The sequence below is a fragment of the Variovorax sp. J31P207 genome, assembly GCF_030316965.1.
GTDB classification, from domain to species: domain Bacteria; phylum Pseudomonadota; class Gammaproteobacteria; order Burkholderiales; family Burkholderiaceae_C; genus Variovorax; species Variovorax ginsengisoli_B.
Genome location: NZ_JASZYN010000003.1, coordinates 506,450 through 532,717 on the forward strand (window position 1 = coordinate 506,450; position 26,268 = coordinate 532,717).

26 protein-coding genes are annotated in these 26,268 nt (G+C 68.0%); 10 read left to right on the forward strand and 16 right to left on the reverse strand.

What is annotated here, in order from left to right; genetic code table 11:
- The 9 genes from QTI68_RS13715 to QTI68_RS13755 form a co-directional block, all read right to left on the reverse strand.
- Positions 1–762: an ABC transporter ATP-binding protein gene (locus tag QTI68_RS13715; RefSeq protein ID WP_286522057.1), complete on the reverse strand. Its 762-nt coding sequence runs from the start codon at positions 760–762 to the stop codon at positions 1–3.
- 5 nt (positions 763–767) lie between these two features.
- The gene (locus tag QTI68_RS13720) at positions 768–1,727 is read right to left on the reverse strand and encodes a branched-chain amino acid ABC transporter permease (protein ID WP_286522058.1); all 960 of its coding nucleotides are present in this window, start codon (positions 1,725–1,727) and stop codon (positions 768–770) included.
- A complete protein-coding gene (locus tag QTI68_RS13725; protein WP_286506609.1) occupies positions 1,724–2,599 on the reverse strand; it encodes a branched-chain amino acid ABC transporter permease in 876 nt (291 codons plus the stop codon). The genes QTI68_RS13720 and QTI68_RS13725 overlap by 4 nt, the downstream gene beginning before the upstream one ends.
- 65 nt (positions 2,600–2,664) lie before the next feature.
- Positions 2,665–3,804, reverse strand: coding sequence for an ABC transporter substrate-binding protein (locus tag QTI68_RS13730; RefSeq protein WP_286522059.1), 1,140 nt, complete (start codon positions 3,802–3,804; stop codon positions 2,665–2,667).
- A 102-nt stretch (positions 3,805–3,906) separates the two neighbouring features.
- Positions 3,907–5,022, reverse strand: a complete 1,116-nt coding sequence (locus tag QTI68_RS13735; RefSeq protein ID WP_286522060.1) for a DUF2855 family protein — start codon at positions 5,020–5,022, stop codon at positions 3,907–3,909.
- 97 nt (positions 5,023–5,119) lie between these two features.
- On the reverse strand, positions 5,120–5,545 hold the full coding sequence (locus tag QTI68_RS13740) for an organic hydroperoxide resistance protein (protein ID WP_286522061.1): 426 nt from the start codon (positions 5,543–5,545) through the stop codon (positions 5,120–5,122).
- 59 nt (positions 5,546–5,604) lie between these two features.
- Complete coding sequence (locus tag QTI68_RS13745; RefSeq protein ID WP_286522062.1) at positions 5,605–6,060, reverse strand: MarR family winged helix-turn-helix transcriptional regulator; 456 nt, start codon at positions 6,058–6,060, stop codon at positions 5,605–5,607.
- Positions 6,061–6,159: 99 nt separating this feature from the next.
- Positions 6,160–6,975, reverse strand: coding sequence for a crotonase/enoyl-CoA hydratase family protein (locus tag QTI68_RS13750; RefSeq protein WP_286522063.1), 816 nt, complete (start codon positions 6,973–6,975; stop codon positions 6,160–6,162).
- A 137-nt stretch (positions 6,976–7,112) separates the two neighbouring features.
- A complete protein-coding gene (locus QTI68_RS13755; RefSeq protein WP_286522064.1) occupies positions 7,113–7,961 on the reverse strand; it encodes a 3-hydroxybutyryl-CoA dehydrogenase in 849 nt (282 codons plus the stop codon).
- Between the two features lie 176 nt (positions 7,962–8,137).
- Between QTI68_RS13755 and purT the strand changes: the two genes are divergently transcribed.
- The 9 genes from purT to QTI68_RS13800 all read left to right on the forward strand — a co-directional run bounded on the left by purT (position 8,138) and on the right by QTI68_RS13800 (position 18,294).
- Positions 8,138–9,340, forward strand: a complete 1,203-nt coding sequence (gene purT, locus QTI68_RS13760; RefSeq protein ID WP_286522065.1) for a formate-dependent phosphoribosylglycinamide formyltransferase — start codon at positions 8,138–8,140, stop codon at positions 9,338–9,340.
- Between the two features lie 27 nt (positions 9,341–9,367).
- The gene (gene lipP1 / locus QTI68_RS13765; RefSeq protein WP_286522066.1) at positions 9,368–10,309 is read left to right on the forward strand and encodes a LipP1 family hormone-sensitive lipase; all 942 of its coding nucleotides are present in this window, start codon (positions 9,368–9,370) and stop codon (positions 10,307–10,309) included.
- Between the two features lie 165 nt (positions 10,310–10,474).
- The gene (locus QTI68_RS13770; RefSeq protein WP_286522280.1) at positions 10,475–11,218 is read left to right on the forward strand and encodes a helix-turn-helix domain-containing protein; all 744 of its coding nucleotides are present in this window, start codon (positions 10,475–10,477) and stop codon (positions 11,216–11,218) included.
- 103 nt (positions 11,219–11,321) lie between these two features.
- Positions 11,322–12,197, forward strand: coding sequence for a branched-chain amino acid ABC transporter permease (locus QTI68_RS13775; RefSeq protein ID WP_286522067.1), 876 nt, complete (start codon positions 11,322–11,324; stop codon positions 12,195–12,197).
- A 13-nt stretch (positions 12,198–12,210) separates the two neighbouring features.
- Positions 12,211–13,287: a branched-chain amino acid ABC transporter permease gene (locus QTI68_RS13780; RefSeq protein ID WP_286522068.1), complete on the forward strand. Its 1,077-nt coding sequence runs from the start codon at positions 12,211–12,213 to the stop codon at positions 13,285–13,287.
- Positions 13,284–14,099, forward strand: a complete 816-nt coding sequence (locus tag QTI68_RS13785; protein ID WP_286522069.1) for an ABC transporter ATP-binding protein — start codon at positions 13,284–13,286, stop codon at positions 14,097–14,099. The genes QTI68_RS13780 and QTI68_RS13785 overlap by 4 nt, the downstream gene beginning before the upstream one ends.
- 331 nt (positions 14,100–14,430) lie before the next feature.
- Complete coding sequence (locus tag QTI68_RS13790; RefSeq protein ID WP_286522070.1) at positions 14,431–15,204, forward strand: ABC transporter ATP-binding protein; 774 nt, start codon at positions 14,431–14,433, stop codon at positions 15,202–15,204.
- Complete coding sequence (locus QTI68_RS13795; protein WP_286522071.1) at positions 15,201–17,087, forward strand: AMP-dependent synthetase/ligase; 1,887 nt, start codon at positions 15,201–15,203, stop codon at positions 17,085–17,087. Before QTI68_RS13790 ends, QTI68_RS13795 begins: the two co-directional genes overlap by 4 nt.
- 34 nt (positions 17,088–17,121) lie before the next feature.
- Positions 17,122–18,294, forward strand: a complete 1,173-nt coding sequence (locus QTI68_RS13800; protein ID WP_286522072.1) for an ABC transporter substrate-binding protein — start codon at positions 17,122–17,124, stop codon at positions 18,292–18,294.
- A gap of 154 nt (positions 18,295–18,448) precedes the next feature.
- On the opposite strand, the gene QTI68_RS13805 is transcribed toward QTI68_RS13800, so the two are convergent.
- The 4 genes from QTI68_RS13805 to QTI68_RS13820 all read right to left on the reverse strand — a co-directional run bounded on the left by QTI68_RS13805 (position 18,449) and on the right by QTI68_RS13820 (position 21,470).
- Positions 18,449–19,960 (reverse strand): tripartite tricarboxylate transporter permease, encoded by a 1,512-nt coding sequence (locus tag QTI68_RS13805; RefSeq protein ID WP_286506628.1) that lies wholly within the window; start codon positions 19,958–19,960, stop codon positions 18,449–18,451.
- A 13-nt stretch (positions 19,961–19,973) separates the two neighbouring features.
- Positions 19,974–20,462, reverse strand: a complete 489-nt coding sequence (locus QTI68_RS13810) for a tripartite tricarboxylate transporter TctB family protein (RefSeq protein WP_286522073.1) — start codon at positions 20,460–20,462, stop codon at positions 19,974–19,976.
- A 154-nt stretch (positions 20,463–20,616) separates the two neighbouring features.
- Positions 20,617–21,027, reverse strand: coding sequence for an RNA-binding regulator (gene rbp / locus QTI68_RS13815; RefSeq protein WP_286522074.1), 411 nt, complete (start codon positions 21,025–21,027; stop codon positions 20,617–20,619).
- 221 nt (positions 21,028–21,248) lie between these two features.
- On the reverse strand, positions 21,249–21,470 hold the full coding sequence (locus tag QTI68_RS13820) for a DUF3820 family protein (protein ID WP_286522075.1): 222 nt from the start codon (positions 21,468–21,470) through the stop codon (positions 21,249–21,251).
- Between the two features lie 74 nt (positions 21,471–21,544).
- On the opposite strand from QTI68_RS13820, the gene QTI68_RS13825 reads away from it, so the two are divergent.
- Positions 21,545–22,810, forward strand: a complete 1,266-nt coding sequence (locus tag QTI68_RS13825; protein WP_286522076.1) for a DEAD/DEAH box helicase — start codon at positions 21,545–21,547, stop codon at positions 22,808–22,810.
- Here QTI68_RS13825 and QTI68_RS13830 read toward each other — a convergent pair.
- The 3 genes from QTI68_RS13830 to QTI68_RS13840 form a co-directional block, all read right to left on the reverse strand.
- Positions 22,774–23,973 (reverse strand): low temperature requirement protein A, encoded by a 1,200-nt coding sequence (locus QTI68_RS13830; RefSeq protein WP_286522077.1) that lies wholly within the window; start codon positions 23,971–23,973, stop codon positions 22,774–22,776. The genes QTI68_RS13825 and QTI68_RS13830 overlap by 37 nt on opposite strands.
- Positions 23,974–24,005: 32 nt before the next feature.
- Positions 24,006–25,166: an acyl-CoA dehydrogenase family protein gene (locus QTI68_RS13835; protein WP_286522078.1), complete on the reverse strand. Its 1,161-nt coding sequence runs from the start codon at positions 25,164–25,166 to the stop codon at positions 24,006–24,008.
- A gap of 77 nt (positions 25,167–25,243) precedes the next feature.
- Positions 25,244–26,245 (reverse strand): NAD-dependent epimerase/dehydratase family protein, encoded by a 1,002-nt coding sequence (locus tag QTI68_RS13840; RefSeq protein ID WP_286522079.1) that lies wholly within the window; start codon positions 26,243–26,245, stop codon positions 25,244–25,246.
- Positions 26,246–26,268 lie beyond the last annotated feature (23 nt).

Below are 26,268 nucleotides of genomic sequence, written 5' to 3' on the forward strand. Positions count from 1 at the left end.
TCAGTTGCCCAGGTAGGCGTCCAGCACCTGCTTGTTCGCACGGATCTCCGCCGGGGTTCCGATCGCCATCACCCGGCCTTCCACCATCACCATGACGCGATGGCAGAGGTCCATCACGAAGTCCATGTTGTGCTCGATCACCACGAACGAACTGCGGGCGCCTTCGGACGGGCCGAGATTGAGCTCCTTCAGCAGCGTGCCGATGCCGCCGACCAGCCCCGGGTTGACGCCCGCACACGGTTCATCGAGCAGCACGACGTCCGGCTCGCTCATGAAGGCCATCGCGATGTCCACCAGCTTCTGCTGGCCGTAGGAGAGCTCCCCGGCCTTCTTGTCGGCCATGTGCCGGATGCGGAAACGGTCCATCAGCGCATCGGCGCGGGGCCCGAGCCCGGAATCGGTCGGCGCGAACATGCGGCCGAACATCGAGCCGCGGTGCTCCTGCGCCGCCACGATGAGGTTGTCGCGCACGCTCATCTTGCCGAACACCTGGAGCGTCTGGAAGGTGCGGCCCACACCCCGGCGGTTGAGTTGAAGCGGCCCGAGCGCCGTCACGTCCTCGCCCTTGAACTCGATCTTTCCCTCGTCGGGTTCGATCTGTCCCAGCATGCTGTTGAACAGCGTGGTCTTGCCGGAGCCGTTCGGCCCGATCACGCCGAAGATCTCGCCTGGGTGGATCTCGAAGCTCACGCCGGCCACGGCCTGGATGGCGCCGTACGCCTTCTTGAGGCCGGAGACTCTCAGGAGCGGTTGATGAGTCATTGCATCTACAGTGCGCGTGCGGCCAGGGCCCGGCGTGACAGCCGCCGCGCCCGGATCCGGTCGGGCAGGCTCAGCAAGCCGTCGGGCAGCCAGATCATCAGCAGCACCACGGCCGTGCCGAACACGAACAGGTACCAGGCCTGGGCGAAGCGCAGCCACTCCGGCAGGACCACCCCCACCGCGGAACCGAGCAAGGGGCCGAGGAAGTAGCCGGGCCCGCCGACCACCACCATCAGGTACATCATGATCGACTGGCCCACCGTGAAGAGCGAAGGATCGATGAACTGGACCTGCGCGGCATAGAGGCCACCGGCGATGCCGGCGTAAGTGGCGCCGATGGCGAAGCTCAGCAGCGTGTAGCGGCGGGTGTCGATGCCCAGGCTCTCGGCCCGGATCGGATTGTCGCGCAGGGCCTTGAAGGCCTTGCCCCAGGGACTGCGCAGCAGCGACCCCATCAGCCAGGCCAGCAGCAGCGCGACCGCCAGCACCAGGTAGTAGAAGGCCAGGTTGCGGTCCAGGCTCAGTCCGCCCAGGCTGGGACGGGGGATGTTGTTGATGCCGAAGGTTCCGCCGGTGAGCCACTCCTCGTTGCGCATCACCAGCCAGAGCGCGGTGTTGAAGCCCAGGGTGGCGAAGGCCAGGTAGATGGTCTGCACGCGCAGCGCCGGAAAGCCCAGACCCAGGCCGACGGCGAAGCACAGCAGCGCACCCGCGGGCAGTCCCAGCCAGAAGCTGAAGCCTTCGCGCAGCAGGATGGCGGTGGTGTAGGCACCGATGCCGAAGAACGCCGCATGCCCGAGCGATTTCTGTCCCGCATAGCCCACGGTGAGGTTCAGCCCCATGTTCGCGATCACGAACACCAGCCAGGTCGTGAACAGGTGGATGCCGTAGTTCTTGAGAAAGGCGGGCACTGCCAGCAGCAGGGCCAGGGCCAGCGCGCCCAGCACCAGCGACGTCCTTTTCATACCTTGCGCTCCGGCTTGCGGCCCAGCAGCCCCTGCGGCTTGAACAGGATGACCACCATGAAGATCAGCAGCGCCACGGCATCCTTGTAGGCCGGCGACACGTAGGCCGCCGCCAGGTTCTCGCCCACGCCGACGATGAGGCCGCCCAGCAGGGCGCCGCGCGAGTTGTTGAAGCCGCCGATGATGGCGGCGAAGAAGGCCTTGTTGCCCAGCGACTCGCCCATGTCGAACTTGGCCAGGTAGGTGGGCGTCACGAGCAGCGCGGCGGCGGTGGCGAGCAGGGCATTGATCGCGAAGGTGTAGAAGATCATCCGCGGCACGTTGATGCCCAGCACCGCCGCGCTCTCGGTGTTCTGGGCCACCGCCTGCATGGCGCGCCCGGTGACGGTCTTGGCCAGGAACATCTGGGTCCCCACGACCAGTGCCACGGCGAATGCGAAGGTGCCGATGTCCGTGGGCGACAGCACGACGCCGGCCAGTTCGAACACCCGGTCCGGGAACAGCTGCGGAAACGGCTGCGGCTCGGCGCTGTAGGCAGCGCGCACGCCGTTGCGCAGGGCGATCGACAGGCCGATGGTCGCCACCACGATGGGCATCATGCCGAAGCGAAAGAGCGGATCGACCAGGCCGCGCTTGAACAGCCACCCCAGCACCACGACGGCGACCACCGCCGTCAGCGCGAAGCTCAAGCCCAGGGAGGCGCCGTGGTGCAGCAGGATGAGCATCATGAACGCCGGCAGCATCACGAACTCGCCCTGGGCGAAGTTGATGGTGCCCGAGGCCTGCCACAGCAGGGTGAAGCCGAGGGCGGCCAGCGCATAGATGCTGCCGGTGGCCAGGCCGCTGAAGAAGAGCTGCAGGAAGTCGGTCATGCGTGCATCGCGCGGAAGGCCTCATCGAACGGTCGCACCGCCCGCCTGCTGCCGCGGGCCGCGCGCTACTTCTTGCTGTTCAGCGGCGGAAGGGTCTCGACGACCAGGGTCTTGCCGTTGCGGATCTCCGTCATGAAGCTCTCGCGGTCGAGGTCGCCCTTGTCGTCGAAACACACGTCCATCAAGATTCCGGGGTTCTGCTTGGCACTGAAGCAGCTGTTGCGCAGCGCGGCGGCCACGGCCTTGCGATCGAGCTTGCCGGCCTTCTCGATCGCCGCCTTCAGGATGTACACGCCGGTGTAGCCCTTGACGCCGTTGTGGTCGGAGACCGTGTTGTACTGGGCCTGGTAGCGCTTGCCGAAGTCCTGCAGCTGGGGCGCGTCCACCGTGAGCCCGACGTGCGCCACGGCACCGTTGGCCGCCTCGCCCGCGAGTTCGACCACCTTGGCGCTGGTCAGGGTCGTCTCGCCGATCATCGGCTTGTTCCAGCCCTGCTTGCGCAGCTCGCGCAGCAGGCGGGCCGACTCTTCTTCGTTGGTGTAGGCGAACAGGGCATCGGCCCCCGACTGCTTGGCCTGGATCACTGCGGCGGAGAAATCCACCTGGCCCGATTCGGTGGAGATCTCGGCCACGATCTGGGTCGGCGAGCTGGCCAGCAGCTGCTTGATGGCCGCCTGGCCGCCCTTGCCGAAATCGTTGTTGACGTAGATGACGGCCAGCTTCTTCGACTTGGCATTGATGTAGCGCGCCACCTTGGGGAACGCGACGCTCTGCCCGAACGAAGTCCGGAACACGTAGGGGTTGCCCTGCTGGGTGATGGACGCCGCCTCGCCGCCCGTGAAGTTGGGCGTCTCCGCGCGCTTGCTCTCCGCCATCGACACCATGATCGAGCCCGAGAACACCGGACCGAAGATGGCGAAGACCTCGTTGTCGACCGCCTTCTGGGTGAGGCCCTTGGCCACCCCCGGATTGGTCTGCGTGTCTTCCGTGGTGAAGCTGATCTTCTTGCCTTGGATGCCCCCCGCGGCGTTGATCTCCTTGATGGCCATTTCGACGCCGTTCTTGAACATCGTGCCGGACGTCGTGCCGGGGCCCGAGAGTTCGACGATGTTGGCGATCTTGATGTCCTGGGCGTGCAGCAGGCCCGCCCCGGCGGCCAGCAGCCCGACCAGGGTCAGACGGACGAATGTCGATGAACGGCGCATCTATGTCTCCTGAACGAATGGGCGCTTCGAGCGAGGCGTGCCTCGCCGAGCGCTTGCAAATGTCCTCGAAAATCGATCGCGCGGGTTCGTCAATTCACCCGTTTACGGGTTTTCACGGGTGAGCGTGAGGATGTGCCCGACCCGCGGATCCCCGCGGCCCGCCAGCACCGCCGCATAGGCCTCCTGCACGGCCGCTGCGCCCACGTGGTGCTCGGCCGTAAGCCAGGGCGCCTTCGGGTCCACGACCTGGCCGAGGAAGGCCTCCCAGGCCTGCACCATGCGTTCGTTGAACTGCGCCGGGCCCCAGTCGGCGCTGCGCTTCTTGACCTGCGCCGGGGCGAAGAACAAGGTGGCGCGCGGGCCGGGCAGGCCCTTGCCGGCGCCGCTCGCCGCCAGCTGCTCGACATGGGTGCCGCCGATCGAGGCGCTGTGCTTCAGGTTCGTGAAGCGGGTGTGGATCTCGCGCCGCAGCGCGCCGTTGCCGGCGAAGTCGACGTAGACGCAGGGCGCGTCAGCCGCGACCTGGTCGAGCTCGTCATACGTCAGCACGCGGTGGTAGCAGCCCAGGCTCTCGCAGAAGGCCTTGTTGGCCGCCGAGGTCAGGCCGACCACCTCGACGCCCTCGCGCCGGGCCAGCTGGAAGGCGGTGCCGTAAGCGGTCTTGCTCGATGCGCTCGACAGCAGCGCGACACCCGGGCGGGCGCCGAAGAAGTCGTTGTCGTCGAGGAAGTCGTCGATCAGCCAGGCGGTGAGGAACAGCGGCCGCAGCAGGGCCTGCAGGTCTTCGGTGCCGGCGCTGTAGAGTGGGTCGGTGCGCGTGCGCAGGTAGTGGTTGTAGACCGCGGGCAAGGCGCTGCGGTGCGGGGCGGCGTCGGTGAAGCGCTCGGGCGACAGGCGCTCGGGCGTCAGCACCGCACTGGCGGCCATGGGGAAGTAGCCGTAAAGACGCTCGCCCACGGCCACGCCCGGATGCAGCGACTGCGACACCGTCGCGAAGCCCCACACCGGAACGATCCCCCAGCCCTCTTCGCCGCTCGGGAAGAACTGCCAGTAGCTCATCGCCTCGCCGAAGGCCGCGTAGGTGATGTTGTTCGAGGTCAGCGCAAAGCGCTCGATGCGCACGCGCACCTGGCCGTCGGCGAGCGGTTGTTCGTCGGCGCCGTGCAGGCGGGTGGTGTGGAGGTCGTCCTTGCGGACCAGCAGGGTGTCGTTGCTCATCCGGCGACCTTAGCGCAGAGGGCGCGCGGGCGCATGAGAAAAAGCCCGGCGGGCGGTCGCTCAGGCGACGCCGGGCCGGGCTGGCGCTATCGGTCGATCAGACGATCGACAGTTCGACGTCGATGTTGCCGCGGGTGGCGTTCGAGTACGGGCAGACCTGGTGCGCGGTCTCGACCAGCAGCTTCTTCTGCGCGTCGTCCAGGCCCGGCAGCGTGATCGCCAGCTTGACCGCGATGCCGTAGGCCTTGCCTTCGTTGATCGGGCCGAGCGAGACGCTGGAGTCGATGGCGACGTCGTCCGGCACCTTGACGCTGATCTTCGGGCCGACGGCTTTCATGGCGCCGATGAAGCAGGCGGCGTAGCCGACCGCGAACAGCTGCTCGGGGTTGGTGCCGGGCTTGCCCGAGCCGGGCGAGCTGAGCTTGACGTCGATCGCGCCGTCGCTGGACTTGCCGGCGCCGTCGCGGCCGCCGATGGTGTGGGCTTCGGCGGTGTAGAGAACCTTGTCGAGCTTGGTGGTCATGGTGATTCCTTTGCAGTGGTTGGTGGGAGGGACGAAAAAAAAGGGGCAGGGGACCGGGTTCAGGCCGCCTTCTTGATGCGGTCGCGCAGGGCCTGGACCTGCTGCGTCAGCGAAATCAGCTCGGGCACCGAGCATTGGGAGGCCGCCATCAGGCAGCCCGGAACCTCGGCCGCGCGGGCCTTGAGCCTGCGGCCCGCGGCCGTGAGGCTGATATGCACGCGGCGCTCGTCGGCGGTGTCGCGGATCCGCGCCACCAGGCCGCTGGCCTCGAGCCGCTTGAGCAGCGGAGTCAAGGTGCCCGAGTCGAGCGACAGCCGCTCGCCGAGCTCGGAGACAGTGAGGCCATCGCGCTCCCACAGCACCAGCAGCACCAGGTACTGCGGGTAGGTGAGGCCGAGCTTCTCGAGCAGCGGCTTGTACAGCCGCGTCATGGCCAGCGAAGCCGAATAGACCGCGAAGCAGAGCTGGTTGTCCAGCTTCAGCAGTTCGTCGGTGGAGAGGCTCGTGGAGGGCATGGGTTGGATTGTAGCGAGCAATTAAATTGCGAGCAATATAAATGTTGGCTGCAGGGCCTTTGCCGCTTCGGCCACCACCTGGCGGCCGAAACCCGCGCTTCAGCGACCGCTGAAGCGCGCGGGCCGGCGCTCGACGAAGGAGCGCACGCCCTCGGCCGCGTCCTTGCTGTTCGCGAGGCGCTGCTGCACCGGGATGAATTCCTCGACTGCCGCCAGCGGCCCCTGTTCGATCGCCTTGATGACGTTCAGCCGCGTCGCGACCACCGCCAGCGGCGCCTGGGCCGCGATCCGCTGCGCGATGCGCAGCGCCTCGTCGAGCTCCTTGCCGGCCGGTACCACGCGCTGCACGAAGTTGAGGCGGAAGGCCTCGGCACTGTCGAATTCGTCGGCCGTGAGCAGGTGCAGCATCGCGTTGCCCAGTCCGGCGCGCTCGGCCATCCGCAAGGTGGCGCCGCCGGTGGCCATGATGCCGCGCTGCACCTCCATCTGCGAGAAGCGGCAGTTGTCGGCCGCCACCACGATGTCGGCGCCCAGCATCAGCTCGATGCCGACCGTGAAGCAGATGCCCTTGACCGCCACCACCATCGGCTTGGTGCGCCGGCGGTAGCCGGCCAGGCCGAAGTCGTGCGGCTCGACCAGGCCCTGCGGCACGGCCTTCTCGCCGCGCTTCATGTATTCGGCCACGGCCGGCAGGTCGAGCCCCGCCGTGAAGTGGTCGCCGAACGCATGCAGCACGCCCACGCGCAGCGCGGGATCGTCGTCGAGGCGCGTGTAGGCCTCGGCCAGCTGCTTGAACATCGGCGGCGTCCAGCCGTTGCGCTTGGCGGGCCGGTTGATGCCGATCAGCAGCACGTGGTCGAGCACCTGGGTGTCGATGCAGCCTTCGATGGGCGGGGTGGTGGGGGTGGCGGTCATCTGTGCTTGTCTCCTTCCTAGTCAGTTGGGGACAGAGCAAAAACTGCTGCGCAGTTTCTTGGTCTGTCCCGCAAAGGTCTCAGCATCGGGACAGAGCAAAAACTGCTGCGCAGTTTCTTGGTCTGTCCCGCAAACTCTCAGTACGTATACACGCCGCGCTTGGTCTTGCGCCCGAGCTGGCCGGCCGCCACCATTTCCTTCAGCAGCGGGCAGGGTCGGTACTTGGAGTCGCCGAACTGTTCGAGGTAGACCTCCATCACGGCCAGGCAGACGTCCAGCCCGATCATGTCCGCCAGCGCCAGCGGGCCGATCGGCTGGTTGCAGCCGAGCTTCATGCCGGCGTCAATGTCCTCGGCGGTCGCCAGGCCCTCGGCCAGGACGAAGAAGGCCTCGTTGATCATCGGCACCAGGATCCGGTTGACCACGAAGCCCGGCGCGTTCTTCACCGTGATCGGCGACTTGCCGAGCTTCACCGCCAGTTCCTTCACCGCGTCGTGGGTGGCGTCGCTGGTCAGGTAGCCGCGGATGATCTCCACCAGCGCCATCATCGGCACCGGGTTGAAGAAATGCATGCCGATGAAGCGGTCGGCGCGCGAGGTGGCCGCAGCCAGTTGCGTGATCGAGATCGACGACGTGTTCGACGCGATGATCACCTCGGGCGCCAGCAGCTCGTCGACCTGCTTGAGGATCTTGAGCTTGAGCGCGTGGTTCTCGGTCGCCGCCTCGATCACCAACTGGGCCGCCTTCAGGTCGTCGTAGTTCGTCGAGCCCTTGATCAGCGCCAGCGCGGCGTCCTTCTGGGCGGCCGTGAGCTTGTCCTTCTTGATCAGGCGGTCGAGGCTGCCCGCCACCGTGGCGACGCCCTTGTCGACCGCGGCCTGGGCGATGTCGACCATGACCACGTTCACCCCCGCGACCGCGCAGGCCTGCGCGATGCCGTTGCCCATCGTTCCCGCCCCGATGATGCCGACCGTCTGGATTGCCATGAGAAATGCTCCTTGAACTGAGAAATGAAAGAGGAGGGGCGCCGCCCGGGGCGGCATCCCGTGGCTGTGATTGTGAAACAGAGCGCGAGGGCCCACGTTGCCGTCCGTGACAGCGCCGCAGCGGCCGGGAGTGATTTAAAGTGCCGCGTTCTTTTCTTCCGCCCACGAATCGACCCATGACCACCCTCGGCACGCCCCTTTCCCCTTCCGCCACCCGCGTGATGCTGCTCGGCTCCGGCGAGCTCGGCAAGGAGGTGCTGATCGCCCTCCAGCGCCTCGGCGTCGAGACCCTCGCGGTCGACCGCTACGAGAACGCGCCCGGCCAGCAGGTGGCCCACCACGCCCGCACCATCACGATGAGCGACCCGGCCCAGCTGAAGGCGCTGATCGAGGCCGAGCGGCCGCAGCTGGTGGTGCCCGAGATCGAGGCCATCGCCACCCCGATGCTGCAAGAGCTGGAGGACGCCGGCGTGGTGCGGGTGATCCCCACCGCCCGGGCCGCCCGCCTCACGATGGACCGGGAAGGCATCCGCCGCCTGGCCGCGGAGACGCTGGGCGTGCCGACCAGCCCTTACAAATTCTGCGATTCCCTGGCCGAGCTGCAGGCGGCGATCGATGGCGGGATCGGCTATCCGTGCATCGTCAAGCCCGTGATGAGCAGCTCGGGCAAGGGCCAGAGCAAGATCGACGGCCCGGCCGACGTCCAGAAGGCCTGGGACTACGCCATGGCCGGCGGCCGGGTCAGCCACGGCCGGGTGATCGTCGAGGGCTTCATCGATTTCGACTACGAGATCACGCTTCTGACCGTGCGCGCGCCCGACGCCGCCGGCGTGGTGCAGACGCAGTTCTGCGAGCCGATCGGCCATGTGCAGGTGAGCGGCGACTATGTCGAGAGCTGGCAGCCGCACCCGATGGCGCCGACCGCCCTGCAACTGGCGCAGCAGATCGCCCGGACCGTCACCGCCGACCTCGGCGGCCAGGGCCTGTTCGGCGTCGAGCTGTTCGTCAAGGGCGACCAGGTCTGGTTCAGCGAGGTCAGCCCGCGGCCGCACGACACCGGCATGGTGACCATGGCGACCCAGTGGCAGAACGAGTTCGAGCTGCACGCCCGCGCGATCCTCGGGCTGCCGGTCGACACCACGCTCAAGAGCCCCGGCGCCAGCGCCGTGATCTATGGTGGCGTCGATGCCACCGGCATCGCCTTCGACGGCGTGGCCGAGGCGCTGGTGGTGCCGGGCGTCGACCTGCGGCTGTTCGGCAAGCCCGAGAGTTTCGTGAAGCGCCGCATGGGCGTGGCGCTGGCGCATGCGGCCGACATCGACACTGCGCGGCGCAATGCCAAGGAAGCTGCCTCGCGCGTCAAGCCGCGCAAGGCCTGATTCTCCCAACCCCGGAGCCCCACACAGATGCTGCACCCCCAGGCCCAGGCCTTCATCGACCTCCTCGTGCAGCGCGGCGTGCCGCCCACGCACACGCTGACGCCGGCCGAGGCGCGCAAGTTCTACCGCGAGCGGCGCGCCTTGACGCAGCCCGATCCCGCCGAGGTGGCGCAGGTGCGCGAGCTGCAGGCCGACGGCCCGCACGGCCCGATTCCGCTGCGCCTCTATCGCCCGCTCGGCAGCGCCGCCTCCGCGCTGCTGCCGGTGCTGGTGTACTACCACGGCGGCGGCTGGACCATCGGCGACCTCGACACCCACGACACGCTGTGCCGCGCGCTCTGCAACGGCTCGGGCTGCGCGGTGGTGGCGGTCGACTACCGCATGGGGCCGGAACACCGCTTTCCGGCGGCGGTCGACGACGTGCTGGCGGCGACGCGCTGGGTGCGCCGCGAGGCGGCCGCGCTCGGCGTCGATGCCGCACGGCTCGCGGTGGGCGGCGACAGCGCGGGCGGCAACCTGGCGGCCGTGGTCGCGATCGCGGCGCGCGACGCCGGCGACCTGCCCGTGGCCTACCAGCTGCTGATCTACCCGGCCACCGACATGCGCCGCGTCCACCCGTCGCACACCACCAACGGCCAGGGCTACGTGCTGACCAGCGACACCATCGGCTATTTCCACGACCACTACATCGCGGATGCGGCGCAGGACCTCGACTGGCGCGCCTCGCCGCTGCTGCGCGAAGACCTCGCGGGCCTGCCGCCGGCGCTGGTGCTCACCGCCGGCTACGATCCGCTGCGCGACGAGGGCCTGGACTACGCCCGGGCGCTGACCGCCGCCGGCAACCGGGCGAGCTACGTCTGCTTCGAGCGCCAGATCCACGGCTTCATCACCATGGGCCGGCTGCTCGACGAAGCCAACACGGCGGTGGCGCTGTGCGCCGCCGAACTGCGCCGCGCGTTGGTCCGTTAGGGAAAGTCCCCGCGCGATCGCCGACCCGGTGGGCGCCGTCCGCCGCTACGATCGACCGATGGCGCCGCCGGCCACCGGGCTGTCCGTCGCCCAGCGGAGGAGACGGCATTGGTCAGCAGGCAAGCGAAGCACGCGCCGCGCGGCAACGACCGCGACGAGCGCCTCATGTGGATTACCTCGCAGCGCGTGTTCTACGCCGGGCTCCTGGGCGCGGCGGCGGAGCGCAGCATCGGCGGCCACGGCATCTACCTGTCGCCCACCGGCGCGCCGCTGCGCATCCGCATCGGCGGCGGCGCCTGGCAGCGCGGCGAGCTCATGGTGGTGCCACCCCTGGTGCCGCACCAGATCGCGACCGATCACCGCAGCATCCTCAGCCTGCTGATCGAACCCGAGTTCGTCGACCCGGCGCAGATGCCTGAATTCCTGCAGCGCTGCGGGCCGGTCGATGCGCCGGCCTTCGTGCAGCGGGTGCGTGACGTCCATGCGCTGCTGGCCGCCGCCTCGGGACGAGAGAGCTTCGAGCGCTTCGACTTCGACACGCTGCTGTTCGACGGGCCGCTGGCGCCGCGACCGCTCGATCCGCGCATCCGCAGCGTGATCGAGCGCATCAACGCCGATCCCGCGGCGCCGGCCTCGGCCGAGCAATGCGCCGCCTCGGTGACGCTGTCGTTCTCGCGCTTCCTGCATCTGTTCAAGCAGGAGACCGGCCTGACCTTTCGCGCCTTCAGGGCCTGGAAGCGGGCCCGCAGCCTGTTGCGCCACGTGCGCCAGAGCGCCACGCTGACCGACATCGCACTCGACACCGGCTACCCCGACTCGACCCACTTCAGCCACTCGATCCGCCAGGTCTACGGCCTGCGCCCCAGCGACATCCTCGCCGGATCGCGGCGGCTCGCGGTGCACCAATGAGGCGCGCGGGGGCCGCCCGCGCGAAGCCGATGCGGGACAACCCTCTGCAGGGGGTGCACGAGTCGCCGCTATAAACCGCGAAACCCGAACGAGACACTTCTTCTTGCAAATTATTCAGCTCCTGCTCTCAGGCATCGCACAAGGCTGCATCTACGGTCTGATCGCGCTGGGCTTCGTGCTGATCTACAAGGCCACCGAGACCGTGAGCTTCGCGCAGGGCGAACTCATGATGGTCGGCGCCTTCTGCGCCTTCGCCGGCATGTCGCTGTTCGGGCTGCCCTTCTGGCTCGCCGCGCTGCTGGCGGTCGCGGCCATGGTCGCCTTCGGCGTGCTGCTCGAACTGGTCGTGATCCGCCCGATCCTGGGCCAGCCGCAGTTCTCGATCGTCATGCTGACCATCGGCATCGGCTACGTGGCGCGCGGCCTGGTGACGATGATCCCGGGCATCGGCACCGAGACCCACACGCTGCCGGTGCCCTACAAGGATCAGATATGGAAGCTCGGCGAGCTGGTGGTCAACCTCGAGCAGCTGGCCATCATCGCCGCCACGGCCGTGCTGTGCGGGCTGCTGTTCGCGATGTTCCGCTACAGCAAGCTCGGCGTCGCGATGCAGGCCTCGTCGCAGAACCAGTTGGCGGCCTACTACATGGGCATTCCGGTGAAGCGGCTCAACGGGCTGGTCTGGGGCCTGGCCGCGGCGGTGGCGGCGATCGCCGGCATGCTGCTGGCGCCGATCACCTTCGTGCACGCCAACATGGGCTTCATCGGCCTCAAGGCCTTCCCGGCCGCGGTGGTGGGCGGCTTCGGCAGCCTGCCGGGCGCGATCGTCGGCGGCCTGGTGATCGGCATCGTCGAGTCCTTCGCGGGCTTCTACCTGCCGGACGGCTTCAAGGACACGGCGCCGTACATCGTGGTGCTGGTCATGCTGATGGTGAAGCCCAACGGCCTGTTCGGCGAAAAGCTGCGCAAGAAAGTCTGAGGACGCCAATTTCATGCGCTACATCTTCAAGACCAGCTACACGCAGGACATCGACCTCGCCAGGCATGGCGGCCATGTCTTCTGGTATAGCCTCCTCGGCGTGGCGCTGATCGCCGCGCCCTGGGTGGTGCCCGAGTACTGGCTGGCGCAACTGACCTTCGTGCTCATCTATGGCATCGTCGGCCTCGGCCTGATGCTGCTGGCGGGCTTCACGGGCCAGTTCTCGATCGGCCACGCGGCCTTCCTCGGCACGGGGGCCTACACGCAGGCGGTGCTCAGCAACATGGGGGTGCCGTTCCCGGTGGCGCTGGTCGCGGCGGCGGCGCTGTCGGCCGCGGTCGGCGTGGTGGTGGCGCTGCCGGCGCTGCGCGTGAAGGGCATCTACCTCGGCATTGCCACCCTGGCCTTTGGCTTCATCGTCGAGGAGGTGTTCGCGCGCTGGGAGAGCGTCACCGGCGGCAACTCGGGCCTGCACGTGAAGTCCGCCAGCCTGTTCGGCTGGGAGCTCAACTCGAGCGAGAGCTTCTACATGGTCTGCCTGATCGTCGCGGTGCTGTGCACGCTCGCCATCCTCAACCTGCTGCGCTCGCCCACCGGCCGGGCCTTCGTCGCGATCCGCGATTCCGAGATCTCGGCGCAGAGCATGGGCATCCACCTCGCGCGCTACAAGACGATGTCGTTCGCGATCTCGGCCGCGCTGGCGGGCCTGGGCGGCGCGCTGTACGCGCACAAGCTGAGCTTCATCTCGCCCGACCAGTTCAGCATCCTGCAGTCGATCGACCTGCTGCTGCTGGTGGTGATCGGCGGCCTGGGCTCGGTGCACGGCGCCTTCCTCGGTGCGATCTTCCTGATCGCGATGCCGCAGCTGATCGCGTCGGCCAAGGACTGGCTGCCCGAGGCCATCGGCCAGGCGCCCGGGCTGCAGGGCCTGGTCTACGGCCTGGTGCTGATCGCCTTCGTGCTGTTCGAGCCGCTCGGCCTCTACGGGCGCTGGCTCAAGGTGCGGACCTGGCTGCAGTTGTTTCCGTTCTACCGGCGCGGCCTGTTCAAGCGGCAGAAGTCCTTCACCAAGTCGGACCGGCTCAGATGACGACACCCGACATCCTGCTTTCCGCCCGGGACCTGAGCGTGCGCTTCGGCGGCGTGCTGGCGGTCAACAAGGTGAGCTTCGACGTCCGCCGGGGCGAGGTCTTCACGCTGATCGGGCCGAATGGTGCGGGCAAGACCACGGTGTTCAACCTGATCAGCCGCATCTACACGCCGACCACCGGCGAGATCGTCTGGCATGGCGGCGGCGCGCCGCTGGCGCTGACCGAGCAGGCGCCGCACGAGATCGCGGCGCTGGGCATCGCGCGCACCTTCCAGAACATCGAGCTGTTCGAGCACGCGACCGTGCTGCACAACCTGCTGATCGGCCGCCACACGCACCGCCAGACCGGTTTCTGGAGCGAGGTGTTCTTCACGCCCGCCACCCGCCGGGCCGAGATCGCGGCGCGCGAGAAGGCCGAGCAGGTGATCGACCTGCTCGACTTGCAGCACCACCGTGACTCGATGGTGGCGGGTCTGCCCTACGGCGTGCGCAAGGTGGTCGAGCTGGCGCGGGCGCTGTGCACCGAGCCCAAGCTGCTGCTGCTCGACGAGCCTTCGTCGGGGCTCAACGTCGAGGAGACGGCCGACATGGCGTTCTGGATCCAGGACATCCAGCATGAACTCGGCATCTCGGTGCTGATGGTGGAACACGACATGTCGCTGGTGTCGAAGGTGTCGGACCGGGTGCTGGCGATGAACATGGGCGAGGCGCTGGCTTCGGGGACGCCTTCGGAAGTGCAGTCGGATGCGAAGGTGATCGAGGCGTATCTCGGGACTGTCGATGACGTGAGCAGTTTGCGGAGGGCTGCTTGATGTTTTCTTCGTTGGCTACCTCGTGGTCTTCGGGGCGGGCGCCCGGCACGCGGTGCGGGGGTGTGCGAGCAGTCCTGACGTCTCCAACGCCGATGCAATCCCGACGTGTCAGCGGTGGTGGGCGGTATGCCCTGGGCCGGCCGTTGAGGCACCGCCGAGCAGCGCAGCGGTGCGCGGAAAAAGGGCCGCGCGTGTTTGAGCGAAGCGAGTTTGCGCGGACCCCGCGTACCGCGAGCAGCGCAGGGAAGCCCGAAGGGCCGGTGACGTCGGCCGGTCCAGGGCATACCGCCCGCCATCGCCGCCCCGGATGCATTCAATTCCAGGACCGTCCATGACAGACATCGTCCTCCAGCTCCTCAACGTCGAAAGCGCCTACGGCCCCATCAAGGCCATCCGCGGCGTCAGCCTCAAGGTGCGCGCCGGCGAGATCGCCACGGTGCTCGGCTCCAACGGGGCCGGCAAGACCACCATTCTCAAGACCATCTCCGGCATCATCGACCCGCGCAAGGGCAGCATCGAGTTCAAGGGCAGCAACATCACGGCGCAGGACCCGGCCCGCATCGTCCAGCAGGGCCTGAGCCACGTGCCCGAGGGCCGCGAGGTATTCCCGCTGCTGTCGGTGCGCGACAACCTCCTGATGGGCGCCTACACCCGCCGCGACCGCGACGGCGTCGCGCGCGATGTCGAGACGGTCTACGGCTACTTTCCGATTCTCAAGGAGCGCGCCACGCAGGACGCCGGCCTGCTCTCGGGCGGCCAGCAGCAGATGCTCGCGATCTCGCGCGCCATCATGGCCGCGCCGCACCTGATCCTGCTCGACGAGCCCAGCCTCGGCCTTTCGCCCAAGCTCACCAAGGAGATTTTCGAGATCGTGGTGCGCATCAACCGCGAGCGCGGCACCACCATCCTGCTGGTCGAACAGAACGCCAACATGGCGCTCAACGCCGCCGACTACGGCTACGTGCTCGAGAACGGCCGCATCGTCATGGAGGACACCTGCGAGCGCCTGCGCGAGAAGGAAGACATCAAGGAGTTTTACCTCGGCCTCAAGGACGACGGCGTGCGCGGCGAGCGGCGCTGGAAGAAAAAGAAGACCTGGAGATGACCCAGAACACCACGCACGCCAAGGCGCCCGCCGGCCTCTGGGACCTCGGCCGCATCCAGTCGCGCACCGACATCGTGGTGCCCGGCGAGACCATGGCCGCGATGTTCTGGAACGCCGCCCGCCTGCGCGGTGACACCGTCTGGATGCGGCAGAAGAAGCTGGGCATCTGGCGCAGCTGGAGCTGGAAGCAGACTGCCGACGCGGTGGCCGAGATCGCCGGCGGCCTGATGGCGATCGGCTTCGCACCGCACGAGTGCGCCTCGATCCTGTCGAACACCGTGATCGAATGGGTGCTGTGCGACCTCGCGGTGCTGAGCTGCGGCGGCGTCGCCAACGGCATCTATCCGACCGACGCCGCCTCGCAGGTCCACTATCTCTGCGAGGACTCCCGCACCACCGTGCTCTTCGTCGAGGACGACGAGCAGCTCGACAAGGCGCTCGAAGTGCGCGCCGCGCTGCCGCTGCTGCGCAAGATCGTGGTCTTCGACATGGAAGGCTTGCGCGACCTGCACGACGCCGACGTCATCAGCCTCGATGCGCTGCGCGCGCTCGGCCGCGACCACAACAAGGCCCATCCGCAGGAACTCGAGCAGCGCGTCGCCGCCTGCCGGCCCGACGACCTGGCGATCCTGGTCTACACCTCGGGCACCACGGGCAAGCCCAAGGGCGCGATGCACAGCCACCGCGGCCTGGTCTACACCACGCGCGGCTACAACACGCTGGTGGCGCAGGACGAGCAGGACGAGCGCATGTGCTTCCTGCCGCTGTGCCACATCGCCGAGCGCATGGGCGGCGAGTACTTCGCGATGTACACCGGCTCGATCCTCAACTTCGTCGAGAACCCCGAGACCGTGCCCGAGAACGTGCGCGAGATCGCGCCGACCGTGTTCACGGCCGTGCCGCGGGTGTGGGAGAAGTTCTATTCCGGCGTGATGATCGCGCTCAAGGAAGCCAGCCGCGTGCAGCAGGCCGCCTACGCCTGGAGCATCGGCGTCGGCACCGAGATCGCCGACCGCGTGCTGGCCGGCCAGCCGGTCGGCGCCGCATTGCGATTCAAGTTCCGGATCGCGCGCTGGCTGGCGCTGGACAACGTGCGCAAGCTGATCGGCATCCACCGGGCGCGCTTCCTGGTCACTGGCGCGGCGCCGATCTCGCCCGAACTGGTCAAGTGGTATCTCGCGCTCGGCGTGCCGATGCTCGAGGTCTGGGGCATGACCGAATCCTGCGGCGCCGCCACCGGCGTGCCGGCGGCGCGCATCAAGCCCGGCGCCATCGGGCCGGCGGCCGGCTACAACGAAGTCCGCATCGATCCCGCCACCGGCGAGATCCTGGTGCGCGGCACCAACGTCTTCATGGGCTACCTGAACCTGCCCGAGAAGACCGCCGAGACCATCGACGCTGACGGCTGGCTGCACACGGGCGACGTGGGCACGGTCGATGCCGACGGCTACTTCCGCATCACCGACCGCATGAAGGACATCATCATCACGGCGGGCGGCAAGAACATCACGCCGAGCGAACTCGAGAACGAGCTCAAGTTCAGCCCCTACATCACGGATGCCGTCGTGATCGGCGACGCCCGGCCCTACCTGACGGTGATCGTGATGATCGACCAGGAGAACGTCGAGAAGTTCGCCCAGGACCACGACGTGCCCTTCAGCAACTACCAGAGCCTGACGCGCACGCAGCAGGTGCAGGACCTGATCCAGGCCGAGCTCGACCGCGTCAATGCCAAGTTCGCCCGGGTCGAGCAGATCAAGAAGTTCTTCCTGCTCGAGACCCAGCTGAGCGCCGAGGACGAGGAACTGACGCCCACCATGAAGCTCAAGCGCAAGCTGGTGCAGGCCAAGTACGCCGAGCGCATCGACGCCATGTACGCGTGACCCTGTTTTTTCGCCAACCTAGAGGAGACTCCGTATGAAGACCCAGACATTGATCCCCCTGGCCGCCGCGGCCGGTCTCGCGCTGGGCTCCGGCCTGGCCGCCGCGCAGCAGCAGGGCGTGAGCAAGGACGAGATCCGCATCGGCACCATCCAGGATCTCTCGGGGCCGCTGGCCGGCTTCGGCAAGCAGTCGCGCAACGGCATGCAGCTGGCCGTGGACGAACTCAACGAGCAGGGCAGCGTGCAGGGCCGCAAGCTCAAGCTCTTCGTCGAGGACTCGGGCTACGACCCCAAGAAGGCGGTGCTGGCGGCGCAGAAGCTGGTCAACCAGGAAAAGATCTTCATCATGGCGGGCCACATCGGCACCGCGCAGAACATGGCGGCGATGCCGGTGCAGTTCGAGAAGAACATCGTCAACTTCTTCCCGATCACCGCCGCGCGCGAGATGTACGAGCCCTTCAACCGGCTCAAGTATTCGTTCGCCGCCACCTACTACGACCAGATCCGCATCGCGCTGCCCAAGCTGGTCAAGGAGAAGGGCGCCAAGGTCGTCTGCACCATCTACCAGGACGACGAGTTCGGCCTCGAGGTGCAGCGCGGCGCCGAGGCGGGCCTGACCGCCATCGGCATGCGGCTGGCGGAGAAGACCTCCTTCAAGCGCGGCGCCACCGACTTCTCGTCGCAGGTCGCAAAGATGAAGGCGACCGGCTGCGACCTGGTGGTGCTGGGCACCATCATCCGCGAGACCATCGGCACCGTGGGCGAGGCCCGCAAGACCGGCTTCAACCCGACCTTCCTCGGGTCCAGCGCGGCCTACACCGACCTGATCCACAAGCTCGGCGGCAAGCCGATGGACGGCGTCTACGCCACCATGACGGTGCAGAACCCCTACACCGACGAGCAGTCGCAGCCGCTGCGCTTCTGGGCCAACAAGTACAAGACCAAGTTCAACGAGGACCCGACCGTGTTCTCGGTCTACGGCTATTCGATCATCCAGGACTTCATCCAGGCGGCCAACAAGGCCGGACCGAACCTGACCACCGACAGCTTCATCAAGGCGATGGACAGCAGCACCTTCGAGCCCGACATGTTCGGCAGCCCGAAGATGACCTTCAGCGCCACCAAGCGGCTCGGCAACGACCAGTCGCGGCTGTCGCAGATCGTCGACGGCAAGTGGAAGGTGGTGTCGGATTACCTGGCACCTTGAGAGCGAGATAGCGCAAAACAAAAAAGCCGCCCTTGGGCGGCTTTTTTGTGAGTGCCCTTCCAGGGATACCGCGGAACCGGCTTTGCCGGGCCGCTGGTATCGCCCCCGGAAGGGTGTGGGCGACTACACGAAGTGAGCCAACCTGGGGGAGAGCTTATTCCTCGACGAAGGCTTCTTCGCGCTTGGCCTTGATCGACGGCAGCAGCACGATCCCCAGCAGCAGGCAGGCCGCGACCAGCAAGCCGGCCGACAGCGGCCGGGTCACGAACACGGCCCAGCTGCCGCGCGACAGCAGCAGGGCGCGGCGCAGGTTCTCTTCCATCATCGGCCCCAGGATGAAGCCCAGCAGCAGCGGCGCCGGCTCGGTCCGCAGCTTGATGAAGAGATAGCCGATGAAGCCGAAGGCCGCCACCATCCAGATGTCGAAGGTGTTGTTGTTGGTCGAGTAGACGCCGATCGCACAGAACAGCACGATCGCCGGGAACAGGAACTTGTAGGGCACCGTCAGGAGCTTGATCCACATGCCGATCAGCGGCAGGTTCAGGATGATCAGCATCGCGTTGCCGATCCACATCGAGGCGATCAGGCCCCAGAACAGTTCGGGGTTGCTGGTCATGACCTGCGGGCCCGGCTGGATGTTGTGGATCGTCATCGCGCCGACCATCAGCGCCATCACGGCGTTGGGCGGAATGCCCAACGTGAGCAGCGGGATGAAGGAGGTCTGGGCGCCGGCGTTGTTGGCCGACTCGGGCGACGCGACGCCGCGGATGTTGCCCTTGCCGAACGGCACTTCGCCGGGCCGCATGCGGATCTTCTTCTCGAGCGCGTAGGCCGCGAACGAAGCCAGCAGCGCGCCGCCGCCGGGCAGGATGCCCAGCGCCGAGCCCAGGGCCGTGCCGCGCAGCACGGCGGGCGCCATGCGCTTGAAGTCGTCCTTGGTCGGGAACAGGCCCTTGACCTCGGAGGTGAACACCTCGCGCTCTTCGTCCGGCTGCGACAGGTTGCCGATGATTTCGCCGTAGCCGAACACGCCCATGGCGATGACCACGAAGCCGATGCCGTCGGTCAGTTCGGGGACGTCGAAGCTGAAGCGCGCCACGCCCGAATTGACGTCGGTGCCCACGATGCCGAGCAGGAGCCCCAGCACGATCATCGCGACCGCCTTGAGCAGCGAGCCCGAGGCCAGCACCACGGCGCCGATCAGGCCCAGCACCATCAGCGAGAAGTACTCGGCGGGACCGAACTTGAAGGCCAGTTCGGTCAGCGGCGGCGCGAAGGCCGCCAGGATCAGCGTGCCGACGCAGCCGGCGAAGAAGGATCCGAGGCCGGCCGCCGCAAGCGCGGGGCCCGCCCGTCCCTGCCGCGCCATCTGATAGCCGTCGATGCAGGTCACGACCGAGGACGATTCGCCCGGCAGGTTGACCAGGATGGCGGTGGTGGAGCCGCCGTACTGGGCGCCGTAGTAGATGCCGGCCAGCATGATCAGGGCCGACACCGGCGGCAGCGCATAGGTGGCCGGCAGCAGCATCGCGATGGTGGCGACCGGGCCGATGCCGGGCAGCACGCCGATCAGCGTGCCGAGAATACAACCGACCAGGCAGTACAGCAGGTTGGTGAAGGTGAAGGCGACGCCGAAGCCGATCGCGAGGTTGTGGAACAGTTCCATGGCGATGGTCTCCTCAGCCCGAAATGAAAGTGGGCCAGACCTGGATCTGCAACTTGAGCGCCCAGATGAACGCCACGTAGCTGCCTGCCGCCAGGATGGTCGAGAGAACCAGCACGTCGCGCAGCTTGAAGTGCTCGCCCGCGAGGCTGGAGATGATGGTGAGCGCGTAGATCGCGATGATCATGCCCATGGCCGGCACGCCGATGCTCGGCAGGCCGCCCAGCAGGACGCCGAAGGCGAGGTTGGCGGCGATCACGAAGAACAGCGGCTTCCAGGCCCATTTGCCGATCGGGTCGCCGTCGATGGTCTCGACCACCAGCGACTGGAACATCACGGCGGCGCCCAGCACCGCCAGCAGGATGCCCAGCATCAGCGGGAAGTAGCCGGGCCCCATGCGGGCCCCGTCGCCGATGTTGTAGGTGGTGGCGCCGACGGCAAACGCCGCCCCTATCGCCGTGAACATGACCCCTGAATAGAAGTCAGCCTGACTCTTGATGCGCATTGTCTCGACCCTCTTTTGTGTGTCTTCGAGGGTCGTCGCCGGAGCCTGACGGCTGGCTGACCGGGGTGGTACGGACTTCCACGTAGCCGGTCCTGGCGCCGCAACGAAAAAGGCTCCCGAAGGAGCCTTTTTTCAGCTGAAAGCCGAGGGGTGCTTAGTAGCCGCCGCGGCCACCGCCGCCGCCGCCGTAGCCGCCACCGCCGCTGCGGTTGCCACCACCACCACCACCGTAGCCGCCACCACCGCCGCCGCCGTAGCCACCGCCACCACCGCTGCGGCCACCGCCGCCGCCGCCGAAGCCGCCGGGCGAACGGGGCTCCATCGGACGGGCTTCATTGACGGTCAGGCTGCGGCCGTCGAGTGCTTGGCCGTTCAGGCCTTCGATGGCTGCCAGCGCTTCCGCGTCGGTGCCCATTTCGACGAAGCCGAAGCCCTTGGAGCGACCGCTGTCGCGTTCCATCATGACCTTGGCGCTGGCGACCGAGCCGTACTGGCTGAAAGCCTGTTCGAGGTCGTTGTCGCGGATGGAGTAGGCGAGGTTGCCTACGTAGAGTTTCTTGCCCATGGAGGGACTCCTAATCAAACCAAAAAAACAAAGCGATGGAGTCCCAGAATCACAACAAACAAATGGCGCTGTGGCGCGAAACTGACCGATCACCGGTTCACGAATCCGGCATGGAATTGCCCGAAACGCTTCGGCATTGTCATGCACAAAGGAACTTTTGGGTAAATTTCTTCTTGAAATTTCAGGCTATTTGATGCTGCAACGCAAAAAAAGAGACGAAATCAACCCGGGGGACGGCGGCGCAGGGGGTTCAGGAGCGCTTTCAGGCCGTTGTGGTCGATCTCGTGCATCAGGCCCAGCAGGCGGCCGATCTCGCCGGGCGGGAAGCCTTCGCGGGCGAACCAGGTGAGGTAGTTGCCGGGCAGGTCGGCGATCAGGCGGCCCTTGTACTTGCCGAAGGGCATTTCGCGGCTCACGAGCTTTTCCAGGTCTTCCGGGTTCATGGTGGCTATGCTCCTCGATCTCCGCGGCAGTTGCCGCCCGTTCGTTCACAGGCCCCTCGCGGGGCCCTCCGCTCATGCCATTCCATTCGCTGGGACTCGATCCTTCCCTGGTGCGGGCCGCCACCGACAAGGGCTACCTCGCGCCCACGGCCATCCAGGTGGCGGCCATTCCGGCGATCCTGCAGGGCCGCGACCTGCTGGGCGCCGCCCGGACCGGATCCGGCAAGACGGCCGCATTCTCGCTGCCCCTGCTGCAGCGCCTCGCGGGCGCCGGGCGCCATCAGCCGCGCCGGCTTCAGGCGCTGGTCCTGGTGCCGACCCGCGAGCTGGCGGCGCAGGTGGGCGAATCGATGCGCAGCCTGGCGCAGCAGTTGCCGGTGCCGATGCGCATCGCGGTGGCCTTCGGCGGTGTCTCGATCAATCCGCAGATGATGGCGCTGCGCGGCGGTGCCGACGTCATGATCGCCACGCCCGGGCGCCTGCTCGACCTGCTCGACCATCGCGCGCTGCGGCTGTCGTCGGTGTCGATGCTGGTGCTCGACGAGGCCGACCGGTTGTTCGACCTCGGCTTTGCCGAGGAACTCGGGCGCATCCTGGCGCTCTTGCCCGAGCGGCGCCAGAACCTGCTGTTCTCCGCCACCTTCCCGCCGGCGATCCAGTCGCTGGCCGAGCGTCTGCTGAGCGACCCGGTGCGCGTCGAAGCGCAGGACGATCCGGTCGGCGAGCCCGCCGCCATCCAGCAGCGGGCGATCGAGGTCGATGCCGGACGCCGCACCCAGCTGCTGCGCCAGCTGGTCAAGGGCAGCGGCTGGACGCGCGTGCTGGTCTTCGTCGCCACCAAGCATGGCGCCGAGATGGTGGCCGACAAGCTGCGCCGCGCCGGGGTCGAGGCCGAGCCCTTCCATGGCCTGCTGAGCCAGGGCAAGCGCACGCAGGTGCTGGCCGATTTCAAGGCCTCCCGGGTACAGGTGGTGGTCGCCACCGACCTGGCGGCCCGCGGCATCGATGTCGCGCAGCTGCCGGTGGTGGTCAACTACGACCTGCCGCGCTCGGCGGTCGACTACGTGCACCGCATCGGCCGCACCGGCCGGGCCGGCGCCAGCGGCGTCGCGGTGAGCTTCGTGAGCGCGGCCACCGAAGCGCACTTCAGGCTGATCGAGAAGCGCCAGGGCCTCAACGTGCCGCGCGAGCGGGTGGTCGGCTTCGAGCCGGCCGAGGCGCCGTCGCCCGCGCCGGCGGGCGAGCCGGGCACCGGCGGCATCAAGGGCAAGCGGCCGAGCAAGAAGGACAAGCTGCGCGCGCTTCAGGCGCCGGCCGGCACGGCGGCGCGCGAACGGTAGGTGTCCCAGGCGGCCACCGCCAGGACCACCGCGGTGGTCAGCACGTTCATGGCCAGCAGGTCGAGCCGCGGCGCAGCGACCGCCAGCGCCGCGGTGGCCGCCATTCCGACCGCGTGCGAGGCCGGGAAGGCGCCGTACACGATCCGCTTGTAGAGCCCGTTGCCGAGCAGGTAGGCCAGGGGTGCTCCGAGCATCACGATCAGCTCCGGCAGCGCCATGTGGCCGTGCGGATGGGCGATCACGAGTTCGTTGCCGACGGCGGTGACGATGATGCCGCCGACGATCAGCACGTGCACGTAGTGGAAGTAGGCGCCGAGGCGGCCCGGGTCGTCGGCATGCGCGATCACGTGGCTGCCGTGCTCGCTGCTGGTGTCGAAGTACAGCCACCACATTGCCAGGCTGCCGGCGAAGGCGCTCAGGAAGGCGACCGTCGAGAGGCTGCCGAGCGTGTGGGTCTTGGCGAAGGTGTCGCCGGTCAGCAGGATCGATTCGCCCAGCGCCATGATGACGAAAAGCTGGCAGCGCTCGGCCAGGTGGCCGCCCTCGATGGTCCAGTCGGCGGTGCGCGAGCGCCCGAGCCCGGGCAGGCGGAAGCCGAACATCGGCGAGACGTACTCGCAGGCGATCGCCACGGCCCAGCAGGCCATGCGGGCCGGCCCGGCGTTCATTGCGCCCGCGATCCAGAACACCGCGGCGATGCAGTTCCAGCCGAGGATGCGCCGGAAGTTCGCGGCCAGCACGTGGTGCCGGGGCAGCAGGAGGCAGATGAACAGCGAGCGGCCGACCTGGATGGCCACGAAGGCGGCGGCGAAGACCTGCGCGCGCTCCGCGAAGGCGCGGGGGATGGCGGCCGACATCACCAGTCCGGCCAGCATCACGCCGAACAGCATGAGCCGGATCGGCGCCGACCGGGGGTCGAACCAGTTGGTCACCCAGCAGGTGTATTGCCAGCCCAGCCAGACCGCGAACCAGAGCAGCAGCGTCTCGAGTGCGCCGAGTGGCGTCAGGTGGCCCAGCAGGTAGTGCGACAGCTGGGTGACTGCGAAGACATAGACCAGATCGAAGAACAGCTCTTCGTACCTGACCTTGGCTTCGCTGCCGTCGCGTGTGCGCAGGGCGGGGTGCTGGACGCTGTGCGATGTCGGGGGCGGACGCGCGTGCATGCGCCCGATTCTCCACGGCCGCGCCGCCGCCGTCACTCGCGCGGCGGCCGCTTGGCGATACCCATCGTCTTCGCGAGGATGCCCAGCATCACTTCGTCGGCACCGCCGCCAATCGAGGCCAGCCGGCCGTCGCGGTACAGGCGCGAGACCCGGTTGTCCCAGGTGAAGCCCATGCCGCCCCAGAACTGCAGGCAGGTGTCGGCCACCTCGCGCGTGAGTCGGCCGGTCTTGAGCTTGGCCATCGAGGCCAGTTCGGTGACGTCCTGACCCTGCACGTGCAGGTCGCAGGCCCGGTAGGTGAGGGCGCGCAGGGCCTCGACCTCGGTCTTGAGCTCGGCCAGCTTGAACTGCACCCATTGCTGGTCGGCCAGCGTGCCGCCGAAGAGCTTGCGCTGCTGGGCCCATTCGATGGTCTCGGCGATGCAGTCGTCGAGCGGCACCAGCGAGCTCGCCGCGCACCACAGGCGCTCTTCCTGGAACTGCTGCATCTGGTAGACGAAGCCCTGGCCCTCCTCGCCGATGCGATAGCGCTGCGGCACCCGCACCTCGTCGAAGTAGATCAGGCCGGTGTCGCTCGAATGCATGCCGATCTTGCGGATCTTCTGCGCCTTCTCGATGCCGGGGCTGTCCATGGGCACCATCACGAGCGACTTGTTGCGGTGCACCGGGCCGTCGCTGGTGTTGACCAGCATGCACATCCAGTCGGCCTGCAGGCTGTTGGTGATCCACATCTTCTGGCCGCTGATGAGGTAGTCGCCGCCGTCCTTGCGGGCATGGCTCTTGAGGCCGGCGACGTCGCTGCCGGCGCCCGGCTCGCTGACGCCGATGCAGCCGACGGTCTGGCCGGCGATGGCCGGCGCCAGGAATTCGCGGCGCAGTTCGTCGCTGCCGAAACGCGCCAGCGCCGGGGTGCACATGTCGGTCTGCACGCCGATGGCCATCGGCACCCCGCCGCAGCGCACGTGGCCGAGCGCCTCGGCCAGCGCCATGGCGTAGGAATAGTCGAGGCCGGCGCCGCCGTAGGCCTCGGGCTTGTTGAGTCCGAGCAGGCCGAGCGCGCCGAGGCCGGCGAACACCTCGTGCGCCGGGAAGGCCTCTTCGGCCTCCCAGGCATCGACGTGCGGATTGATCCGCTCGTCGATGAAGCGGCGCATCGTCTTCTGGATCTCGAGGTGTTCGTGCGTGTAGTTCAAGTCCGGTCTCCGGTCGTGGCTGCGGTCATCGTCGGCCACTCTAGGGCGAGCCGGCCTGCCGCGCTTGCGGCAAGTGGCTAGGGGTGGCCGGCCGCGAGCGCTCCGCTTCGGGGTGCCAGGCAGCCGAGGCCTTCCAGCGTGGCGCCGACCGCAGTGTCGAGCGCGGTGTGCGGCTCGCTGCCGAGCAGCGCCAGCAGCCGCGCGTTGTCCAGCCGCACCGGCTGCTGCCACAGGTAGCGCATTTCGCGCAGCTCGCGCAGCAGCGGCACGAAGGGCGACGCCAACGCCATCAGCCCCCACGGGAAGCGCCGCAGCGGCAGCCCGGGCCGGCCGCTGGCGCGGCGGATCGCGGCTTGCATCCGGGTGCCGTCGGCGTCCCAGTGGCCGCCCATGTGGAAGCTGTCGAAAGGCTGCAGCGCAGTGTCGCGCTCGACCAGCTGGGCGATGGTCTCGGCGACATCCGGCAGGTAGGCCCACTGGTGGCCGACACCGGGCCGCGCCGGATCGCCGATCGCGGCCAGCGGCCGGCCGGGCTTGACCAGGCCCTGGGAGAACCAGTTGTTGCCGGCACGCGGGCCGAAGAAGTCGCCGGCCCGAACGATCAGCGTGCGCACGCCGCGGTCGGCCGCTGCGCGCAGCCGCTGTTCCATCTGTACCCGGATCGCGCCCTTGCGGGTGCGCGGATGCTGCGGGGCGTCCTCGGCGATGAAGGGAAAGGCGTCGGGCCCGTAGTTGTAGACCGTGCCGGGCAGCACGATGCGCGCACCCGAGGCTTCGGCCGCGCGGATCGTGCTGTCGATCATCGGCAGCACCAGCGAACCCCAGTGGCGGTAGCCGGGCGGGTTGACCGCATGGACGATCAGCGAGGCGCCGTGGGCCGCGGCGATGACGCTGTCGGCGTCCATCGCGTCGCCGGCCACCCATTGCGGCCTCGCCGTGCCGGCGGGCCATTGCGCCGCCGCCCGGGCCGGGTCGCGCGCCAGCGCCCGCACCTGCCAGCCGCGCCGCAGCAGCGCCGCCGCCGTTTCGCCGCCGATTCCGCCCGTCGCGCCGAGCACCAATGCCGTTGCTTGTTTCATGTCGATTCCTGGTGTTGAGGCAT